This window comes from Bradyrhizobium sp. Bra64 (assembly GCF_024519875.1).
GTDB lineage: Bacteria > Pseudomonadota > Alphaproteobacteria > Rhizobiales > Xanthobacteraceae > Bradyrhizobium > Bradyrhizobium japonicum_G.
The window spans coordinates 1-18,005 of the sequence record NZ_JALJRD010000025.1 but is presented as its reverse complement, the minus strand read 5'-3'; the positions used below and the strand labels follow the sequence as shown (position 1 = coordinate 18,005).

Genomic DNA, 18,005 nt, shown 5'->3' with positions numbered 1-18,005 from the left:
GTTCCTGGTCAGCGCTCCAGCGTTTTCGACGTGCGGCCGCGGTTCTTCCAGATCAGCATGATGTTGCGGACGTAGATGATGGTCGCGAGCGACTGTCCGAGGATGATCACTGGCTCGCGCTTCACGACGCCGTAGACCAGCGTCATCAGCCCGCCGCCCATCGAGCAGAACCAGAACGCCACCGGCACCACGCTGTTGCCGGCCCGCTCGCTCGCGATCCACTGCACCAGGAAGCGCGCGGTGAAGAACAGCTGCGCGACGAGGCCGAATGCCAACCAGAAATCGAACTTGGCGACGAAGACGTCGTAGAAATAATTGCTCAGCGCCTGACCGTATTGGATGATCATGCCGTCACCTCAGTCACATCCGGTGTCGGCTTCTTGCGGCGGATCAGCCACCACACGCCGGCGAGATCCATGATGCCGATCCACAATCGGTCGAAGAAACCGTAATTCGACACGCCGGAGTGGCGCGGCCGGTCGATCACGTCGACATAGGCGATCTCGTGGCCTTCCCGGCGGACCAGCGCCGGCAGGAAGCGATGCAGGCCGTCGAAATAGGGCAGCGCCAGAAAGACGTCGCGACGGAACGCCTTCAGTCCGCAACCGGTGTCGCGTGTGCCATCGTTCAGGATCGCATTGCGGACCTTGTTCGCCACGCGCGACTGGAATTTCTTGAAGCCGGTGTCCTTGCGCCCGACCCGCTGGCCGGCGGCAAGACCGACATGGGCGCCTTTCTCCACCGCCGCAATCAGGTCGGGCAGGAAGGCCGGATTGTTCTGCCCGTCGCCGTCGAGCGTCGCCACGATCGCCCCGCGCGCCGCGCGCACGCCGCTGCGCACCGCCGCCGACTGACCGCCTGACCTGGCATGGCGAAGCTGGCGCAGATTGTCCCGCTGCTTCATGATCGCGCCGAGCCGTTCGCCGGTTGCGTCGGTCGAACCGTCATTGACGTAGATGATTTCATAGGCCCAGCGGCCGTCGAGCGCCGCGCCGATCTCCGCGATCAGGGGAGCGATGTTGTCGGCTTCGTTGCGCACGGGAACGACGATGGAAACCGCAGGCTGGGAAACCGAAGGCTGGGACGACGACAAATCGAAAGCTCGTGGTTGGAATTGGCCTGCCCCTGGGGAACCGGGCGCCCCGGCAGGCAGCCGCTTTTATGGGGCGGATGGCCCGTGGGCAACCCTTTTGAGGCCGCCCGAGACCGCCCCTGCAAGAGGCACAATGGTGCCGTCGGCACGGATCGCAAAGCCGAGCCTCCGGGCCGCGAACCAGTAGCGTACCGCCATGGCGCCGACCATGCCGACCAGGGCGCCGGCCACGACGTCGCTGGGATGATGCGCGAGCAGCACCAGCCGCGTCAGCAGGATCACGATTGCGTAAGTGAACATGAACACGCGCAGGCGCGGCCACAGTGCCGAGACTGCAAACGCCAAGGCGAACGCCGTCACGGCGTGGCCCGACGGCAGGCTGGCATAAGCCCCCGTTCCCTCGAACGGGATGAAGTTGAACGGATTGGGCTTGCCGCCGACGAACGGACGTCCGCGGCCGATGAGATATTTCAGTATCTCGGCGACGAACACGGACAGGGCAACAGACAGAAACATGAACTGGAGCCGCGTGCCGAGGCCGAGCAGCAGCGTGCGGCGGGTGCCGTGCAGCCCGGCCGCAACGAGCGCAACGGTCACAAGCGCAATCCCGAGCACGATGAGCACATTCTCATCCTTGCCGAAATCGGTGAGGATGCGGATCGGCCACAGAGAGGGCGTCCCGCGCGCCGGCATCAGCTGGATCTCGGTCTGGTCGAACGCGAGCATCAGCGCGACGACCAGGGCCGCGCCTGCCGCGCTGAGCCACAACGAATGCCGCGCCAGCTTTCGCGCGGCCTCGGCGCGGCGCGAATGCGAGGGCGAGCGGACAAGCTGCGCCAGCGCACGCCCCGCCACGGCGAGCAGTTGCGCGGGATAGCCCGGGCGCTGCGCGATGTCGGTCGTACCGGGCATCCTACTCGGTGCCTTCCGAGCGGAAGATCGAGATCGAGATCGCGCGTCCCTGCGAGAAATTATAGCCGTCGATGCGCGTGCCGACCTTGTAGCGCAGCCCGATCGCCTCGGCGCGCTGCGCGAAGCTGCGTTCCGAACGCTGCTCGATCAGCGCAAAACGGCAACTTCCCTGCCGCAGGAAATCCGCCGCGCCCGAGCCGTCGGTGAGCAGCGTCTGCGTGCCCGTGAGGAACACGAGGCTCGGCTCGTGATAGCCGGCGGCGGCGGCCTTCGGCCCGACACAGGTGACGTTGCGAAGGGCGCGCGCGACCTCGATGCTCGGAAACAGCGGCGTCAGCGACGGCAGTACGATGCCGTAGACCACGACCGCCAGCATCAGGGCTGCGACCAGCGCGTTGAGGACCGAGCGTTCCGCGCGGTTGTTGTCGTAGAGCCACCAGGCGAACAGACCGAAGATCAGCGAGGCCGCGATGAACGGCCAGGCGACGAAGGCCGGCTGCCGCGTCAGCACGACCGCGCCGACCACGGCGATGATCGAGCCGAGCGCCGGGATCGCAAACCACCAGGCCGAGCCGCGCATCAACCAGGATCGCGACAGCACGCTCCGCTCCATCGCGCCGACGGTGAGGATCGCGATCGCCGGGTACAGCGGCAGCACGTAATGCGGCAGCTTGGTCAGCACCGCCTCGAACACGATCCAGGACGGAACCAGCCAGGCCAGCAAGAACTGCGCGCCCGGCTCGCGCCGTGCACGCCAGACCGCCGGCGCCGCCATCGCCGCGAGCGGCGCGCCGGGCCAGAACGTGACCCAGAACAGCACGAGGTAAAGGCCGGGCGGCGCGCCGTGGGATTCCTGGGCCCCTAACTTGCTCAGCATGTCGCCGCCGACGGAATCGGCGAAGAAGGCATCGCCCGCGCGCCAGAAGATCGCGACGAACCAGGGCAGCACCAGCACCAGCATCCACATCAGGCCCCAGAGCGGGCGCAGCTTCCACAGCCAGGAGGCATCGCGGTCCTGGATCGCGAGCGCGACGATGGTGAGCCCTGCGAACATCAGGATCAGCGGGCCCTTGATCAGGATGCCGACGGCGAGCGCGGTCCAGAAAATCGCGGGCCAGCTCCACGGCGGATGGGTCTCGTCCTCGGCGCGCTGCCACGACAGATAGGCCCGCGCCATCGCTCCCATCGCGGCAGTCACGCACAACAGCAGCATCGCGTCGGTCTTCGCAAGCCGCGCCTCGACGCCGAGCAGCACGGAGGCGCACATCAGGAGCGCGGCCAGCACCGCGGCGCGCCGCGTGACGAAGCCGAGCGCCGCCCAATAGGTCATCAGCACGGCGCCGATCGCACCGATCAACGACGGCAGCCGATAGACCCAGATGCGCAACTCGGCCTTCGGCAGCTTGAGCGCCGAGGCGGCTTCAACCGCAGCCGATTGCAACCAGTAGATGCCGACCGGCTTCTTGTAGCGGACGTCCTCCTGGAAGCGGATGTCGACATAGTCGCCGCTCTCGACCATCTGCTTGGTCGCCTGGGCAAAGCGCGCCTCGTCGCGATCGACTGGTGGAATCGTGAAGAAGCCGGGCAGGAACAGCAGCAGCGCGCACAGCAGCATGAAGCCGACGGCGCGGGCATGGCTGGCCGTGACGATGTCGAGCATGGACACGAGCCGGCTGCCCGGATTGACGGGCGATTTCGGCTCGCGGGGCGCTCCAAAACGAGGGCTGGGGTAGGTCTCGGCCATTGGTTCCGCTTACGCTGAAACCGCCATCGCCACAACCGCTTAAGGCAGGGTCATTGAATTCGAATGACAACTGTGTCCGCGGCGCCAGTGGCATCAATCACGGTCAGCCGCGCAAAGCCGGGACCGGGTGGATCGATCAGCCGCTGGCGGCGTCCGTCGATCTCGCCGAGCGCCGTTCCGTTAACCATGACGGTCATGGGCAGGACGCCGCCCGCGACCTTCACGGGCATGGCTGCGCTCCCCTCGCCGCCGGAGCGATCGACGTCGATCCGCGAGCCGTTCAGCGGGAACTGGATGTGCAGCGCCTGCTCGCTGCCGATCCGCACCAGGTCCCCGACCGGACGGAACCGTTTCAGCGGCAGCGGCAGCTTGGCGTTGCTGGCAACCAGCGTTCCCCTGGGCGGCTTCGGCAGCGGGGTCAGCGTCTTGCCGGTCCGGGCGAAGGCGTCGAACAGGATCGGCGCTGCAGCGACGCGTCCGATCAGGCCGGGAACCGGCGCGCCGTCGGGACGGCCGACCCAGACGCCGATGGTCATGCGCCCGTCGAACCCGACCGACCAAGCGTCGCGGTAGCCATAGGACGTACCGGTCTTGAAGGCGATGCGGTTGTGGGCGGCATTCTCCGGCGGCGGGGTGCCGAGAAGGACGTTGCCGACCTGCCAGGCCGCGACCTGGTCGAGTAGCCGCAGCGGCTCGCGGTCGTCCCTGCCGGTCATGATTTCGCGCAGTGGCCTGGTGGTGCCGAGCCGGGCGAAGCCCGCATAGAGTTGGGCGAGATCCTGGAGTGTCACGCCGACGCCGCCAAGGCCCATGGCAAGCCCCGGCGCCTCGTCCTTGGGCAGCACCAGATTGCCGCCGGCCTGTCGGAGCCGCGACGCCAGCCGGCTCGCGCCGACGCGGTCGAGCAGCACGATCGCCGGAACGTTCAACGACATCTGCAGCGCCCTCTTCACCGGCACGGTGCCCTGGAACGTCATGTCGAAATTTTCCGGCGCGTAGGAGCCGAAGCGGACCGGCCGGTCGTCGATCAAACTGTCGGGATGAACAAAGCCGTCCTCGAAGGCGAGCCCATAGATGAACGGTTTCAGCGTCGAGCCCGGCGAGCGGATCGCGCGGGTCATGTCGACCTGCCCTGCCCGGCTCTCGTCGAAATAGTCGGCCGAGCCGACATGCGCGAGCACGTCGCCGCTCTCGTTGTCGACGACGATGATGCCGACCGAGATGTTCGTACCCAACGCAAGGGCGCGGTCGTGCGCGAGCGGCTCCAGCACCTTCTGCAAGTTCGCGTCCAGCGTCAGCTTGATGATTGGCGCGTCCTTGACCGTCGCAAGCGCCGCGTCGGAGGCATGCGGCGCCAAGATCGGCATCGGTTTGCGCAGCTTCGGCACCGGTACGAGCCAGGCCTGGTTCGCATCATCGAGGCTGATCTGGTGTTCCTCGACCATGCGATCGAGCACGCGGTCACGGGCTTTATGCGCGGCCTCGGGATGGCGATCGAGCCGACGCGTCTCCGGCGATTGCGGCAACGCCACCAGCAGCGCGGCCTCGGCCAGCGACAGTCGCTTCGGCTCCTTGCCGAGATAGGCGATCGAGGCGGCGCGAATGCCCTCGAGATTGCCCCCGTAGGGCGCCAGCGCGAGGTAGAGATCGAGAATTTCGTCCTTGTTCAGCGTTCGCTCGATCTCGATCGCACGGACCATCTGCCGCAGCTTCGCATAGAGCGAACGCTGCCGCCGCGGCTCCATTAGGCGCGCAAGCTGCATGGTGATGGTCGAGCCGCCCGACACGATGTGACCGCGTGTCGCGAGCTGCAACGCGGCTCGCCCCAGCGCCAGCGGGTCGAGACCGTTATGCGCGTAAAAGCGCTGGTCCTCATAGGCAAGCAGCAGTTTCAAATAGGTCGGATCGACGTTGGTCTTGGCCTCGACCGGCAGCCGCCAGCGGCCGTCGGCCATGGCGTAGGCGCGCAGCAGCTTGCCGTTGCGGTCGACGATTGTGGTGGACACCTGGCGCGCTTCGTCGAGCGGCAGCGGGCCGAGGGAGTAGACCCAGCCGACGAAGGCGCCGATGGCGAGGACGAACGTCAGCGCGGCGGCCGAGAGGGCACGCATAACACCGCGCCCTGCTCCGCAGCCGCCCTTGTCTACCTCACTCATCATGCCATCACTCACTTCGCAGCCCGCACCTCGACAGTGCCCGTTCCGGTGCGGCCGTAACGCGAGGGGTTGTACATGTCCTCGACATAGGCCTGCGGCAGCACGTATTTGCCGGGCGAGACAACGCGCACGACATAGGCGACGGTGAAGACCGCCTTGGAATCCGAGGCACGGTCCACCGCCGCGGTGAAGCGATCGTCGCGGAACTCGGTATCCTCAGGCTCCTCGCCGTCCTCGATCCAGTCCAGCGTGCCGCTGTCACCCGACGACACCAGCTTCGGATTGTCGATCTCGAGGCCCGCCGGCAGATAGTCGGACACCATGATGTGGCCGTACTCCGGCTTGGCCTCGGTGATCTTCAGCACCACGGCGAAGCGGTCGTTCTGCTTGACCTTGCTGATGTCGGCGGGCTTGCCTCCGAGCGTGAAGTAGCTGCGCTCGATCTTGAAGCCGTTCGACGCCGCCGGCTCCGGCGTCACGGGCGAGCCCGACACCGAGACCACCGCCTGCACCGGCGCGTCGCCGGTGTTGGTGATCTTCAGCGGCTTGCCGTCCAGGGTCGCTGCCTTGTAGCTGCGGTAGAGCGCGGTCTTGACCGGCTGGCCGTCGACCTCGATCGAGAGGTTTTCCTTGGCCAGCGCGCGCGCCGCCAGCACCAGCCACGCATTCTCCTGCGTGGAGGTGTAGGGCGTCAGCCCGCGCGCGGTCTCGACCCGCGACACCGCCTGCGTCAGCGTCGCCTTCGGCGCGTTGCCTTCGCTGGCCAGCGAGACCAGTGCCGCCGCATCGCGAAGCTGCGAGCCGTAGTCGGTGCGGCCGAATTCGAGCACCGGCTTTGGCGCGAGCGAGTCGAGTGCCGCGCCATAGACCCGCTCCGCACGGTTGCGGTCGCCGACCAGCGCCAGCGCCGCCGCAAGCTGCGACTTCGCGATCGGCGTCGCGAGGTTGGAGAGCTTGGTGTCGGCGAGATAGCGGAGATCGCCGATCGGCGCCGCGCCATTGCGCGCGAGCACGTAGAGGCCATAGGCGAGGTCGCGGCCGCCGTCCTTCTCCGGCTCGTTGCCGTTGACCACCGAGTTGCGGATACGATCCAGCGCGTTCTTGAACAGCACGTCCGGCACCACAAAGCCCTTTTCACGGGCGCGGGTCAGGAAGTCCGTGACATACGCATCCAGCCAGGCATCGTCGCCGCCGGCCGACCACAGGCCGAACGAACCGTTCGAGCCCTGGCGCGCCAGCAGCCGCTCGATCGCATCGCGGATGCGCTGGTCGACTTCGGTGTCCATGGCCAGATGCGCGCCGGCCGCGAGGTCGTTGACATAGAGCAGCGGCATGGCGCGGCTGGTGATCTGCTCCGAGCAGCCATACGGATAGCGGTCGAGCGCTTTCAGGATCGTCGCCGCATCGAGCGCGGTCGACAGGCTCGCCGAGACCGAGACGCTGCCGGTGCCCGGGACGAGGTCGCCGAACATGTCCGACGTCAGCGTCAGGCTCTCGCCCTTGGCCAGGGTCCGGATCGAGCGCCGCGCCAGAACCTGCGTCGCCGCCTTGACGTCGAGCGCATAGTGCCGCGCCAGTGCCAGGCCATTCGGTCCCTTGATGTCGACGTCGAGCGTCGCCTGCCCCGCCGCGGTCGCATCGATGGCGAGCGCAAACGAATTGCGCTGCTTGGCGGCGAGCTTGACCGTGGTCGCGGGATTGCCGGTCATCTTCACCGGGCCGCCCGCCTTCACGTTGATGACGTAGTCGCCGGCTTGCCCCTCGACATTGTCGATCTCGAGATTGACCGTGCCGTGGTCGCCGTTGAGCAGGAAGCGCGGCAGGGTCGTGGTCAGCACCACGGGATCGCGGATCACGACATCGGTGTTGGCGCGGCCAACCTTGGTCGCGGTCCACGCCACCGCCATCACGCGCGCGGTGCCGGCGAACTCCGGAATGTCGAAGGCTACCTCCGCGGTGCCGTCGGCGGCGACGGTCACGATGCCCGAATAGAGCGCGAGCGGCTTTTGCGCGGGCGGCGAGCCCTGCAATTCGCCAGCGCCGGCATCGCCGCCGGACTTGATCTGTCCGCGCGTGCCGGACATGCCGTCAATGAGCTGCCCGTAGAGGTCGCGGATCTCCGCGCTCAGGCGGCGCTGCCCGAGATAATAGTCGTCCGGCGCAGGCGGCTTGTAGCCGGTGAGATTGAGGATGCCGACGTCGACCGCGGCGATGACGATCTTGGCGTCCTCGCCCGGATTGAGCCCGTCGAGCTTGACCGGGATCTTCAGCATCGCGTTCGGCCGGATCAGCGCCGGCGGCGTCAGCTTCACTTGCAACGTGCGGGTCTGCTTGTCGATGCCGAACCATTTCAGCCCGATCGCCCGGCCCGGCATGCGTTGCGCAGCCGCATCGAGCGGTCGGCGCAGCGTCGCCACCACATAGGCGCCGGTGCCCCAGTCCTTGCCGACCGGAAGCTTGACCTGTGCGGTGCCTTCCTTGACGTCGATGGTCTGCGTCGTCAGCAAACGGTCGCCGAGCACGTTGACGGTGAGCTTGCCGGCGCTGCGGACGTTGACCGACACGGTCATGGTGTCGCCCGAGGCATATTGCGGCTTGTCGATCGAGGTCTCCAGCAGGTCCGGCGTATCGGCGCTGCCGTCGGAATACCAGCCGACGTCGAACTGCACCGAGGTCACCGGGCCGTCGGCGTCGTTCGACTTCACGTCAAGCCGGTAGCGGCCGGGCTGAGGATTGAGAGAAACGCGCGACGGCTTGTCGGCGGCAATCGTGACCTCGCCATCAGAGACGCGCGAGGTCGACTTGACCGGCTCGTATTCCCAGTAATTGTTCTGGCGGTACCACTGGTAGCGCGACTCCATCTTCAGGAGCTCGTAGCGCAGGCCGTCACGGCGAAGCGTCTGGCCCTCGGGCGAGACGAACACGACGTCAAATTCGGCCTTGTCACCCTCGGCGACGTTCTTGTCGCCGAACAGCGGCTTGATGCCGATCATGGCGGTCGCGGGCGCGACCGGCAGCACGATCTTGCGCTCGACGGCGCGCCCCCCCGTCTCGACCATGCGGACGAAGATCTGCGCCTCCTGCGGACGCGTCGAGGCCGGCTGCTTGTCCAGCATCACCGGGAAGGTGGCAACGCCGTTGGCGTCGGACTCGGGCAGGTTCTCCAGCGGCGTGCGCTCGTTCGAGGTGGTCTCCTCGTCGGCGACGCCGAACTGGTAGCCGGCAAAACCCGGACGCTCGCTCGCGGGCGCGACCAGCATGTCGCCTTCAAGCTGGAGGCCCGAGGCCGGCGCGCCATAGAGGAAATGACCGTCGGCCTTAAGCTCTACAGGAGCGTTAGCTTTGATCAGCTTGTCCTTGGCGGACAAGTCGAATTCGATCCGATCGGGGACGTAATCCTCGACCATGAAGGTGGTCTCGCCAACCGACGAGCCCTTCGGGTCGGTGAAGGCGCGCACCCGCCAGGTCCCGGTCGGCACGGCCGAGTTGAGCGGCACGGACAGTGTGCGGCCGCCGGCGCCCTGGTCGGACAGCACGGCACGGCGGAATTCGACGCCGTCGGGGCGCTCGATCACGAGGGTCAGCGGCCCGCCGGTGACGGCATTGCCCTGCCCGTCGCGCAGCAGCGCGGTGAGATAGACGGTCTCGCTGGAGCGGTAGACGCCGCGCTCGGGATAGACGAACGCATCGGCGCCCACAGGCACCGCGCGGCCCGAAACACCGCGGTCGGACAGATCGAAGGCGGAGGTCCTGAGGCTGAGGAAGGCGTAGTCGGCCTTCTCGCCCGTGACCGTGAGCATCGCAGGCGACAAGCCGCCCTCGCCGCGCGCGAGCCCCGCCTCGAACAGCACGTGGCCAGAGTCGTCGGTCTTGCGGGTGGCCAGGATCTCGTTGTTGCGGGCGAGCAGCCGAACCTCGGCCTTGCCGACCGGATCGGTCGAAGCCAGCGAATTGACGAAAACGTGGATGCCGTCATTGCCGGAATAGGCTGTGACCCCGAGATCGGAGACGATGAACCATTGGGTGGCGAGCTGATAATCGTCGTCCGAGCCCGGGCCCTTCGCGGCGGCCGTCATCACGTACACGCCGGGCTGGAGCTCGCCGAGCGCCTGGTCGACGGGGAATGCGGTGGTGACGTCCTGGTTGAGCGTCATCGCAGTCGCAAGCTCGCCGGTCCAGACCTTGACGCCGCGCTCGCCGCCGAGATCGCTGAGCTGATATTTCGACAGCGTCTTCTGGAAGTCGCTGTCGACCACCGTGTTGATCAGATTGCGGTCGCCGATCCGGAACACGTTGATGTTGACCGCAGGCGTGTTGACGCTGACCACGGGAATGCCGCGCTGGCCGGTCCGCGGCAGCACATAGGCGCGGCTGGTGAAGCGCACGAAAGGCTTGCGGTCGCGCACATAGACGTTGAACTCGGCCGATTTCGGCAGCCCCTCCTTCACCGTGGACGGCAGTCCTGCGCGCAAATTGATGTTGTAGCGCTCGCCGTGCTTCAGCCCGTCGACACAGAGCTGCTTGCCCTCGGCTGACAGCGCCGGCTTGTCCTGGCCCGCCAGGGCGAGATACGGCGCGAAATCCGTCCGCTTTGCGAGTTCTTCCGAGAACTGGAAGCAGGCGCGCGGGCTGGCCGAGTCCGAGTCCACGGTATAGTCGAGCAGGCGGAAGCCGTGCTCGTCGCGCATCTTCTCATATTGGCCGCGGACGTCGGCGACCTCGCGCATGTCAAGCGACAGCCGCAGCGCATCCAGCGCCGGCCGCCACAGCTTGCGCTCCGCCAGCGACTTGCCGAGCACCGCGAGCGCGTCGGCCTCCTCGCTCGCGTTGCCGGCGCGCTGATAGGCGATGTAGGCGGCGGTCGAGGCACGCTCCAGGAGGAACGTCTGCTCGCTCGAGCTTTTCGGCGATATCTGGAAAATGACCTTGGCGAGCCGCAGCCAGTTGCCGGTATCTTCAGGCGTGGTGGCTGCGATCTGGCCGAGCACCGACAAGCCGGTCCGGAAATCACTGCGCCGGAATGCGGCGTCGGCATCCGTACGCAGTGTCGCGTTGGTCTTTGCGACGGGGCCCGCCTCGCTCTTGATCTGGGCCTCCAGCTTGATCGCGGAATCGGCGAGGTCGTCGCGCTTGAACGCCTTGTCAGCAGCCTGCGCTGAAACCAGCCCAAGGCAAAGCGTTGCGCAGATTGTGACGGCGCGAACCAGACCGATCATGACGGAAAACTCCAGGAAGCGCGGACGAACGCCGCGTCAGGCAATGAAATGCGCGGAAAGGTGACGGACTCAAGGCGATGGAACCAGGATAGCAAAACGCCGCATGCGCCATGGCAAGCCAAGCCCAGAGGAGACCGATCAAGATACCGCCGCGCACGCCGTCCTGATGGCGCAGCAACACCCGACCAGTCGACCGGCGGCCGTGTCCCGGAAGCTGACCAGCGCCCCCGGCGATGTGATCCATCGTCCAGTACGCTGCCGCTCAACCCGGCACCCTGACACGCTACCGTTCCGCTTTGTCGCGGCTTTGAGCAAAACGGTTCGGTTCAGACTTGGCGAAACGTCAGATTTTTCATATGTGGCGTGATAGAAGACCGGCAGGCGGTAGCCGAGGCCGGCCCAGCGACGGTCCCATAGCTCAACTGGATAGAGTAGCGGATTTCTACTCCGCGGGTTGCAGGTTCGAGTCCTGCTGGGATCGCCACTTCATTTTGCCCCTCCAGTACTTTCAATGGGTTGATCGTCAATTTGGCTCACCGGTTTCGAAGGTGAGCCAACACTTGTTCCGGAAATGATCTTTGCAGCGGCATTTTCGGCGAGCTTTATGCGGTTAGCCTCTTCGATGTAGCGCTGCGCTTCGCCGATCGTCTTCCAGCCAAACCAAGCCATCAGCTCTGGAGCGGTTGCGCCGTTGAGAGCGTGCCTCACCGCAGAGGCCTTACGCAGTCCGTGTGCCCGCCCCGGTACCTTGGCCTCGATACAGCGGTCCGCGAACCAATTGCCGAAACCGGCAGCCGTGAACGGTTTTCCGGCCTCAGTGATGAGGAATGCAAGCTGATCGGTCTTGGGATGTCGATCGAGCTCGGCGGTGAGATCAGGTAGAACTGGGATGTCAAACTGCACCCCCGTCTTCTGGCGTCGCATCGAAAGCTTGCCGCTTTTGACATGCTGACGGCCCATGCGGGTGACGTCGCAACGAGCGTGGCCTGTGTTGATGAGAAGTTCGAGCGCCAGCCTAGCCTTCGTTCCCTGCGCGTGTTGCGTTTTATATCTAGCGATCTCGTCCTCGGTCCACGTGTGAAAGCCGCTCGACTTCTTTGCCTTGGAGAGCTTGATAGCTGTCAGAGGGTCTATCTTGATCATTCCGAGCGCGAGGCAATGATCGATTAAGCCGCGCATCGCCTTCTTAAAGCTGCGTTGTGAATTTGGCTTCTTATTGTAAATGATGTTCTGCAACGCTGTCGAGTGCAGCAGTGCGATCCGCTTATCGCCATGGGCCTCTCGGAAGCGTTCGAGGATCGCGCGGCGCTGCTGCTGAGTTGACTTTGCGAGCCCTGCCGTGAATGCCGTCGACTGGTAATAACTCACCAAGCCTGCATTTACGGTCCCGGGCAGCGTGCGAGTGGCGCCAATCGTCGACGGAGTTGCCTCCCCAGCTTTCGCAGCGTCATACTCAGCGAGAAATTGCGGTGAACCAGGGAAGCCGTGTAACCGGACCTTAGGCAGGCCTGGCCGCCTCAAGTAAAACACCGCCTTGCCGTGCCGCGTTTCGTATCCGTGGACCCCTGGAGGCAGTCGCCATTTCATCGAACAGCGTCCCATTCATTTTGGTCGGCCACCGAGATTTCAGACTTGGAATGATCTATAAATAAGAGGATCTTACCATCGCTGGCCAGTTCAATGCGTTGCAGAAGTAAACCAGCCTTCAGCGCACCGCGGACGGCTTTGGCAACATCATTTTGTGTGAATAGCTGCTTCTTTCGAGACATAAACGACCTCCATCGCAATGGCGGTCGGACCGCTCTTCGCTGGAGGTCCCGCAAATCTCGACCCCCACCGACCTGGAGGGACTAGGGCCCGCTGCCCTGATCACTGGACCAAAACCATTAGTCGAGGTTCTTTTTGGCGCTTTAAGGGCAATTTGTCGCTGAAACGATCGACTCGATCATTTTGTGGCGTTGAGTGGCGAATTGCGAACTCTCATTACTTTATTTCCTTCTTGGGCATATTGCGGCGAATATTATTCACCTCTCTGACTATTGAGAGCTCAACACACGAAAAATTCCAACCTGCAAAAGCCATCCTCTCAACTCTGAGACGAAATTACCGTAAGTGCGGCAGCCCCACCCGTCTAATTCCGGCCTCGCTCCAATAGCTTGGCAATTAGGAAACATCCTCCAATGAAGGTAATGATGCCAAACAGGCCATAAGAGCCAGCGATATGAGGCGCTACGGAATACTTCACGATTGCCAGTACGGCCACGGTGATAGCGATTGCGATCAAAAGTGTCAGCCGGTCCAACTGGTGCTCCTATTGGCAGACGGTTTGAACAGATCCACGCATACCAGGCGTGGACCGGCAACGAACTTGCGCGGGCAACAAGTTTGGAGCGGGCAGGTCCGGCTCATTGGTTCGAGCCGCGGGAGCAGGCCCGCCCGAGAGTGCGGCGGCGGCTGCGGATAGTGCAGCAGCGGTCCTCGCGGTCTCCGGGCTTGCAGAGCATCCAGCGACGCTCGTTGCTAAAGCCAAACGACGCATTGTCCGACAGCGGTGACTGCGCGCAGTCGCTTGGTAATTCGCATCCCCAGACAAAGCAGAGCCCATGCCGCAATCCTAAAATGCGGTAGTTTGCAATCCGCTCCGAGCGGGCCATCGTCGTGTTGCCCCAAGCAGTTTTACTGATTCGCGCAAGCTCGAACCCGCACGCCAAGCAGAGCATTCGGATGAAGCCGCTCTGAGAATGCCTGCGTTCAGTCGGCATATTCTCCTAATTTGGGAGAATTTGCGAGAGCGATTTTTATCGGCGTCCAGCCTTTCTGGACTGCTCTTTTGCCCAAAACCATCCACACGCCCCGTCATAAGAAGCTGTGTGAGCTGCTGAAGACGCATCGCAAGTCCGCGGGCCTGACGCAAACTGTCGTGGCGGAGCGTCTCGGCCGTCCCCCCTCCTACGTTGCGAAATATGAGGGCGGAGATCGACGATTAGACCTACTTGAATTTCTGGACGTTGCCGCTGCTATAGGGTTTGACCCGCTCAAATTCATCAAAACCTTCATCTCGCGGTGACTTAATGCTCCGGTTCGCCGCCCCTAATTAAAAGTTGCCCTACCCGGCTTTCAGGAAGCGGACATCGAGGCTGCCAAACGCAGCATCTCGTCCGGAGGGGGTCTCGGGTTCGACAGTCGCGTCAGTGGCGCTCGTCGAGTGCTAAACGTCTTACTAGTTTTATTCGCTAGAGCCGCTATACGAGCGGGCCACTGGGAACACATTGACATGCTCGGGCGCCTCGTCTTTGGGCCCCCTTCGACTATCTCAGCATCGAAGCAACAGCTGACGCACTGTATGGCTTACTTTTGGGCGTCTGGAAGCCAGCAGAGAATAGCTCAGCGCTGATCTGGCGTAGAGAAAGCCGCGGCCGCTGATCTCTGAGCGACCGAGCAAGCCCAACCAATTCCGGGTTGGTCTCCGCATAGCTTTTTCGCCCTTCGACCTTACCCCCTGTCTTACGTCGCTTGCGCTCCCGTGCGCCTCGCAGCTTCGCCACCGTCATGGCCTTATCGAACTGGGCGACGGCACCAAGGATCTGACGCACTAGGACCGCGGTAGGAGTGTCGTCGACGAAAGAGTCGGGTTTGTCGGCGGCGATGAGGGTGACCCCGTCGGCTTGCAAGCGCCGGAAGCCGGTCTCCTGCACGATTAGGTCGCGCGCGAAGCGGTTGGCGGTCTCGACGATGATCGTCCGGACGCCATTGCCGGCGATCTGCTCAAGGGCAGCCGCAAAGCCCGGTCGGATATCGATCGGATCGGCACCTGCCACCGCGGGATCGTCATGCCATGCCTCGATCTTGTAGCCGGCACGGTTGGCGTACGCCTGTATCGCCTTGCGCTGGCGCGTGAGGCTATCCTTGTCCTCGCCTACGTTCGCGGCTGAGCTTGTCCTTGTGTAACCGATCGCCGGTTTTCGTTGCCGCTTTTCACTTTCGGTCAATAACTTAGCTCCGATTTGTACCATTTTCTCAGGAAATTAGTACAAGGCACTCCTTAGTGCAACAGCACCCGTTAGAACGGCAAGCCCGCCCACAACTTATAACGCCCTTTCAGTCACAGGGCCGGGGTTCGAGCCCCAGCGCCCACGAAATAAGTCAGGTACTTGGGTAGAGACGGCCCGGTGAAGAGCGCCATGCCGGCACTGTGTCGGCAAAAAAGATGGCCCCCTCAGCCACTCCAGCGAAGTTGAATAACGTTGGAAAGCATTAACCCCCGCTCGACGACGAATCGGTATCATGCTGAAAGTTGTCGTCGGGGGTCGACAAATGATGGTTGCCGCGGGTGAGGAGCGAGGCGAGCGCCCTGAGTTGGTGCTTTGCCTTTGCGTAGCTGCTGGGACAGACACACGGCTCGTTACCGATGCCTTTTCAGAGGCTCTATTAGCCGTGAACTACAAGCCGACGCCGCTGCGCTTGAGTCAGCTAATGGGCCAAATTCCCGGCCTCGAATTTCTCGCGGGGATCAAAGAAGAAGATACGCGAATTCGTCGAAGCATGGCAGCAGGCAACGAAATTCGCAGGGTAATTGATCATGCCGACGCAATGGCCAGGATTGCCCTCTCCGAAATTCACAATATCAGAAAAACATTAAACAAGGACAGCGACGAAAGCGTGCCGGCAGAAGGACACTGCTTCATCGTCTCATCGCTGAAACGTGCCGAGGAGCTCGAGACCCTACGCCGCCTCTTCGGCCAGCGGGTGCTCCTAGTCTCTGTGTATGAACCGAAAGTAGCCCGTATCGACAATCTCTGCCGAAGCATCGCTCGGAGCCGCAACTCACCAAATCCAGACGCGTTCGCCACCGTCGCTGAAGAGATTATCGGCGTTGGCGGTTTACTTTGCGGTATAGTCAGCGTCGCAGCGATCATCTGGAACAACCCAGTAATTCTCATCGGTATTGCAGCCGGGGCTGGCTGGGCGCTCTCTATCGTGTTCGCCACCCGAGCCACTTCGGCTGCATTACGATCGTCCTGTGAATACGTCGGATAGCGTGTCGAGGACGCGCAGCGCGCGCTTTGGCCGTGTCACTATCGGCCGTTGATTCGAAGAGCGATCCAAGTCCATGGCGGTGTACGACGAAGACGGCATTGAGCGGCGCGGACTGATGTTCGTGCTGTCGGCGCCTCCGGGTGCAGGCGCGACCACGCTGTCGCGGCTTCTGATTGCCCGCACACCGGGTCTCCGAATGTCGGTCTCGGTAACGACACGGGCTATGCGTCCCGGCGAGGTAGACGGCCAGGATTATTTGTTCGTCGATGGGGCGCATTTCGAGGACCTAGTCAAGCGCGATGAGCTTCTGGAATGGGCGACTGTGTTTGGGAATCGTTACGGCACGCCGCGCGCCCCGGTCGAGGCGGCGCTGTCGGCGGGAGAGGATGTATTGTTCGACATTGATTGGCAGGGCACGCAACAGCTGCGCGAAAAAGCGCGCGCCGACGTGGTCAGCGTTTTCATCCTGCCGCCGTCTCTGGCCGACCTCGAAAAGCGGATGCTATCGCGCGCGCAGGATTCCCATGACGTGATCCGGCGCCGCATGGGCCGCGCCAGCCAGGAGATGAGCCATTGGGCCGAGTCCGATTACGTCGTCTTGAACCAGGATATCGATGCTGCCTTTGCCGAAGTGCAGTCGATCCTTAAGGCAGAGCGGCTTAAGCGCGAACGGCGCTTTGGGCTGCCCAATCGGATCCGCGCCGCGATAGAAATTTGGTCCACGTCATCACGCGACCAAGATTTGACAGCGGCAGACGGCAATAACCCGCCTTCGCCTCCCATAGAGCCACTTGGTATAGCGCCGACCGCTGACAATTTATCTCAAAAGAGCGGACGCGGACGGTCTCGTAACGTCGGTCTGACTGGTCGTGGTCTGAGCATGGCAACCGATCGCGAGACCGCGTCGGTTCAGGCGAACGCGCACCAGTCATGGGAGTCTGCCTTTGAATTGCTGCAAGCGCGCGTTGCTCTGTTAGAAGCTGCTCTAGCGTCTCGACCGGTCGGAATGGGCCACAACAAAGGTCCCGATCTCGACGTCGGATTGAACATTGACGAAGAGGAAATTCAAACGTTCATTTCGATCTTAAAAGACCAACGCCCGACCGGGCCGGTTGATGCGCCGAAGCTGGTCGAAGCCGCCAAGATTGCTGATCCCACAACAAACAAATGGCGGGAACGAGTAGACGAATTTGTGAAGGGTACACTGAAGGGCGCGGGAATGGAGATCGGCGAACATGTCATTCTGCACCTTGCACAAGCTCGATGGTTTTCCTCCGTCTATTCCGCGCTTGAAGCGGTGTATGAAGTTCTAAAGAAGTGCCTTTAGGCGCTCGACTAAATCCTCGATCTCTTCGTGCGAGTGTAGATAGTTCAGCCTGCCAGGCGCCCTCATACCCAATTGCACTCGCCCCATCCGTCGGAATTCCTCCGGCAGGATTTCGTGAAGTTCATCCCAAGTGACCTGCCCCTGAAGTTTCACCCAGTAGCCCGAACAGCCGGCGATAGCCGAACCGCCGACGGGCATTAGCAAGCTCGCGCAAGCGGCTGCGTAGTTCGGTGTCCGGCGGTCGGCACGATCTAGCGAACCATCTTGCGGTCAGCGCCGACGATGCCGCAGGCCCGCCGCTCCGACAGACCCATGACGGCCTGCAGGTGCGCGACGGCTTCGCGCTTGGCGACGGGCCCTACCATTTTTTTGACAAAAGCTCGCGTAGCGCTGCAGCATCCAGCATCTGCTCGGCCAGCAGCTTCTTCAGCTTGGCGTTCTCGTCCTCGAGTTGCCGCAACCGCTGGTCGTGTCCCCGGAGGTGGTGTAGCTCGGTAGAGCAAAGCCGCCCGGACGCGCG

11 protein-coding genes, 1 tRNA gene and 2 pseudogenes are annotated in these 18,005 nt (G+C 63.5%); 4 read left to right on the top strand and 10 right to left on the bottom strand.

Features of this window, described 5'->3' with window-relative positions; translation table 11 throughout:
• Positions 1-8: 8 nt before the first annotated feature.
• From NR187_RS34305 to NR187_RS34280, 6 genes are all read right to left on the bottom strand, one after another.
• Positions 9-347 carry a lipid-A-disaccharide synthase N-terminal domain-containing protein gene (locus NR187_RS34305; protein ID WP_211385772.1) on the bottom strand — a complete coding sequence of 113 codons (339 nt, stop codon included), beginning with the start codon at positions 345-347 and terminating at the stop codon, positions 9-11.
• A complete protein-coding gene (locus tag NR187_RS34300; protein ID WP_211385771.1) occupies positions 344-1,093 on the bottom strand; it encodes a glycosyltransferase family 2 protein in 750 nt (249 codons plus the stop codon). Before NR187_RS34300 ends, NR187_RS34305 begins: the two co-directional genes overlap by 4 nt.
• Before the next feature lie 66 nt (positions 1,094-1,159).
• Complete coding sequence (locus NR187_RS34295; RefSeq protein WP_256809439.1) at positions 1,160-2,005, bottom strand: phosphatase PAP2 family protein; 846 nt, start codon at positions 2,003-2,005, stop codon at positions 1,160-1,162.
• A gap of 1 nt (position 2,006) precedes the next feature.
• Positions 2,007-3,749 (bottom strand): glycosyltransferase family 39 protein, encoded by a 1,743-nt coding sequence (locus tag NR187_RS34290; RefSeq protein WP_256809437.1) that lies wholly within the window; start codon positions 3,747-3,749, stop codon positions 2,007-2,009.
• 50 nt (positions 3,750-3,799) lie between these two features.
• The gene (pbpC, locus tag NR187_RS34285; protein ID WP_306235835.1) at positions 3,800-5,905 is read right to left on the bottom strand and encodes a penicillin-binding protein 1C; all 2,106 of its coding nucleotides are present in this window, start codon (positions 5,903-5,905) and stop codon (positions 3,800-3,802) included.
• 11 nt (positions 5,906-5,916) lie between these two features.
• Positions 5,917-11,121, bottom strand: coding sequence for an alpha-2-macroglobulin (locus NR187_RS34280; RefSeq protein ID WP_256809433.1), 5,205 nt, complete (start codon positions 11,119-11,121; stop codon positions 5,917-5,919).
• A 407-nt stretch (positions 11,122-11,528) separates the two neighbouring features.
• Between NR187_RS34280 and NR187_RS34275 the strand changes: the two genes are divergently transcribed.
• Positions 11,529-11,605: transfer RNA gene (locus tag NR187_RS34275), tRNA-Arg, on the top strand.
• A gap of 2 nt (positions 11,606-11,607) precedes the next feature.
• On the opposite strand, the gene NR187_RS34270 is transcribed toward NR187_RS34275, so the two are convergent.
• Positions 11,608-12,489, bottom strand: a complete 882-nt coding sequence (locus NR187_RS34270; RefSeq protein ID WP_256809431.1) for a hypothetical protein — start codon at positions 12,487-12,489, stop codon at positions 11,608-11,610.
• A gap of 215 nt (positions 12,490-12,704) precedes the next feature.
• The gene (locus NR187_RS34265) at positions 12,705-12,890 is read right to left on the bottom strand and encodes a hypothetical protein (protein WP_256809430.1); all 186 of its coding nucleotides are present in this window, start codon (positions 12,888-12,890) and stop codon (positions 12,705-12,707) included.
• A 1,004-nt stretch (positions 12,891-13,894) separates the two neighbouring features.
• Here NR187_RS34265 and NR187_RS34260 point away from each other — a divergent pair.
• Positions 13,895-14,188, top strand: a complete 294-nt coding sequence (locus NR187_RS34260; protein ID WP_306235834.1) for a helix-turn-helix domain-containing protein — start codon at positions 13,895-13,897, stop codon at positions 14,186-14,188.
• A gap of 241 nt (positions 14,189-14,429) precedes the next feature.
• On the opposite strand, the gene NR187_RS34255 is transcribed toward NR187_RS34260, so the two are convergent.
• Positions 14,430-15,110 (bottom strand): recombinase family protein, encoded by a 681-nt coding sequence (locus NR187_RS34255; protein ID WP_256809428.1) that lies wholly within the window; start codon positions 15,108-15,110, stop codon positions 14,430-14,432.
• A 295-nt stretch (positions 15,111-15,405) separates the two neighbouring features.
• Between NR187_RS34255 and NR187_RS34250 the strand changes: the two genes are divergently transcribed.
• Both NR187_RS34250 and gmk read left to right on the top strand, forming a co-directional pair.
• Positions 15,406-16,158, top strand: a complete 753-nt coding sequence (locus NR187_RS34250) for a hypothetical protein (RefSeq protein ID WP_256809427.1) — start codon at positions 15,406-15,408, stop codon at positions 16,156-16,158.
• Between the two features lie 73 nt (positions 16,159-16,231).
• Positions 16,232-16,858, top strand: a pseudogene (gene gmk, locus NR187_RS34245) (guanylate kinase); the annotation flags it as partial.
• 754 nt (positions 16,859-17,612) lie between these two features.
• On the opposite strand, the pseudogene NR187_RS34240 reads toward gmk, so the two are convergent.
• Positions 17,613-18,005: pseudogene (locus NR187_RS34240) on the bottom strand (hypothetical protein); the annotation flags it as partial.

Excerpts from the sequence above, each read along its gene's own strand:
- NR187_RS34280 (WP_256809433.1), bottom strand. The coding sequence starts at position 11,121 with ATGATCGGTCTGGTTCGCGCCGTCACAATCTGCGCAACGCTTTGCCTT.
- NR187_RS34250 (WP_256809427.1), top strand. The coding sequence starts at position 15,406 with ATGCTGAAAGTTGTCGTCGGGGGTCGACAAATGATGGTTGCCGCGGGT.
- NR187_RS34295 (WP_256809439.1), bottom strand. The coding sequence starts at position 2,005 with ATGCCCGGTACGACCGACATCGCGCAGCGCCCGGGCTATCCCGCGCAA.
- NR187_RS34265 (WP_256809430.1), bottom strand. The coding sequence starts at position 12,890 with ATGTCTCGAAAGAAGCAGCTATTCACACAAAATGATGTTGCCAAAGCC.
- NR187_RS34290 (WP_256809437.1), bottom strand. The coding sequence starts at position 3,749 with ATGGCCGAGACCTACCCCAGCCCTCGTTTTGGAGCGCCCCGCGAGCCG.
- pbpC (WP_306235835.1), bottom strand. The coding sequence starts at position 5,905 with ATGAGTGAGGTAGACAAGGGCGGCTGCGGAGCAGGGCGCGGTGTTATG.
- NR187_RS34305 (WP_211385772.1), bottom strand. The coding sequence starts at position 347 with ATGATCATCCAATACGGTCAGGCGCTGAGCAATTATTTCTACGACGTC.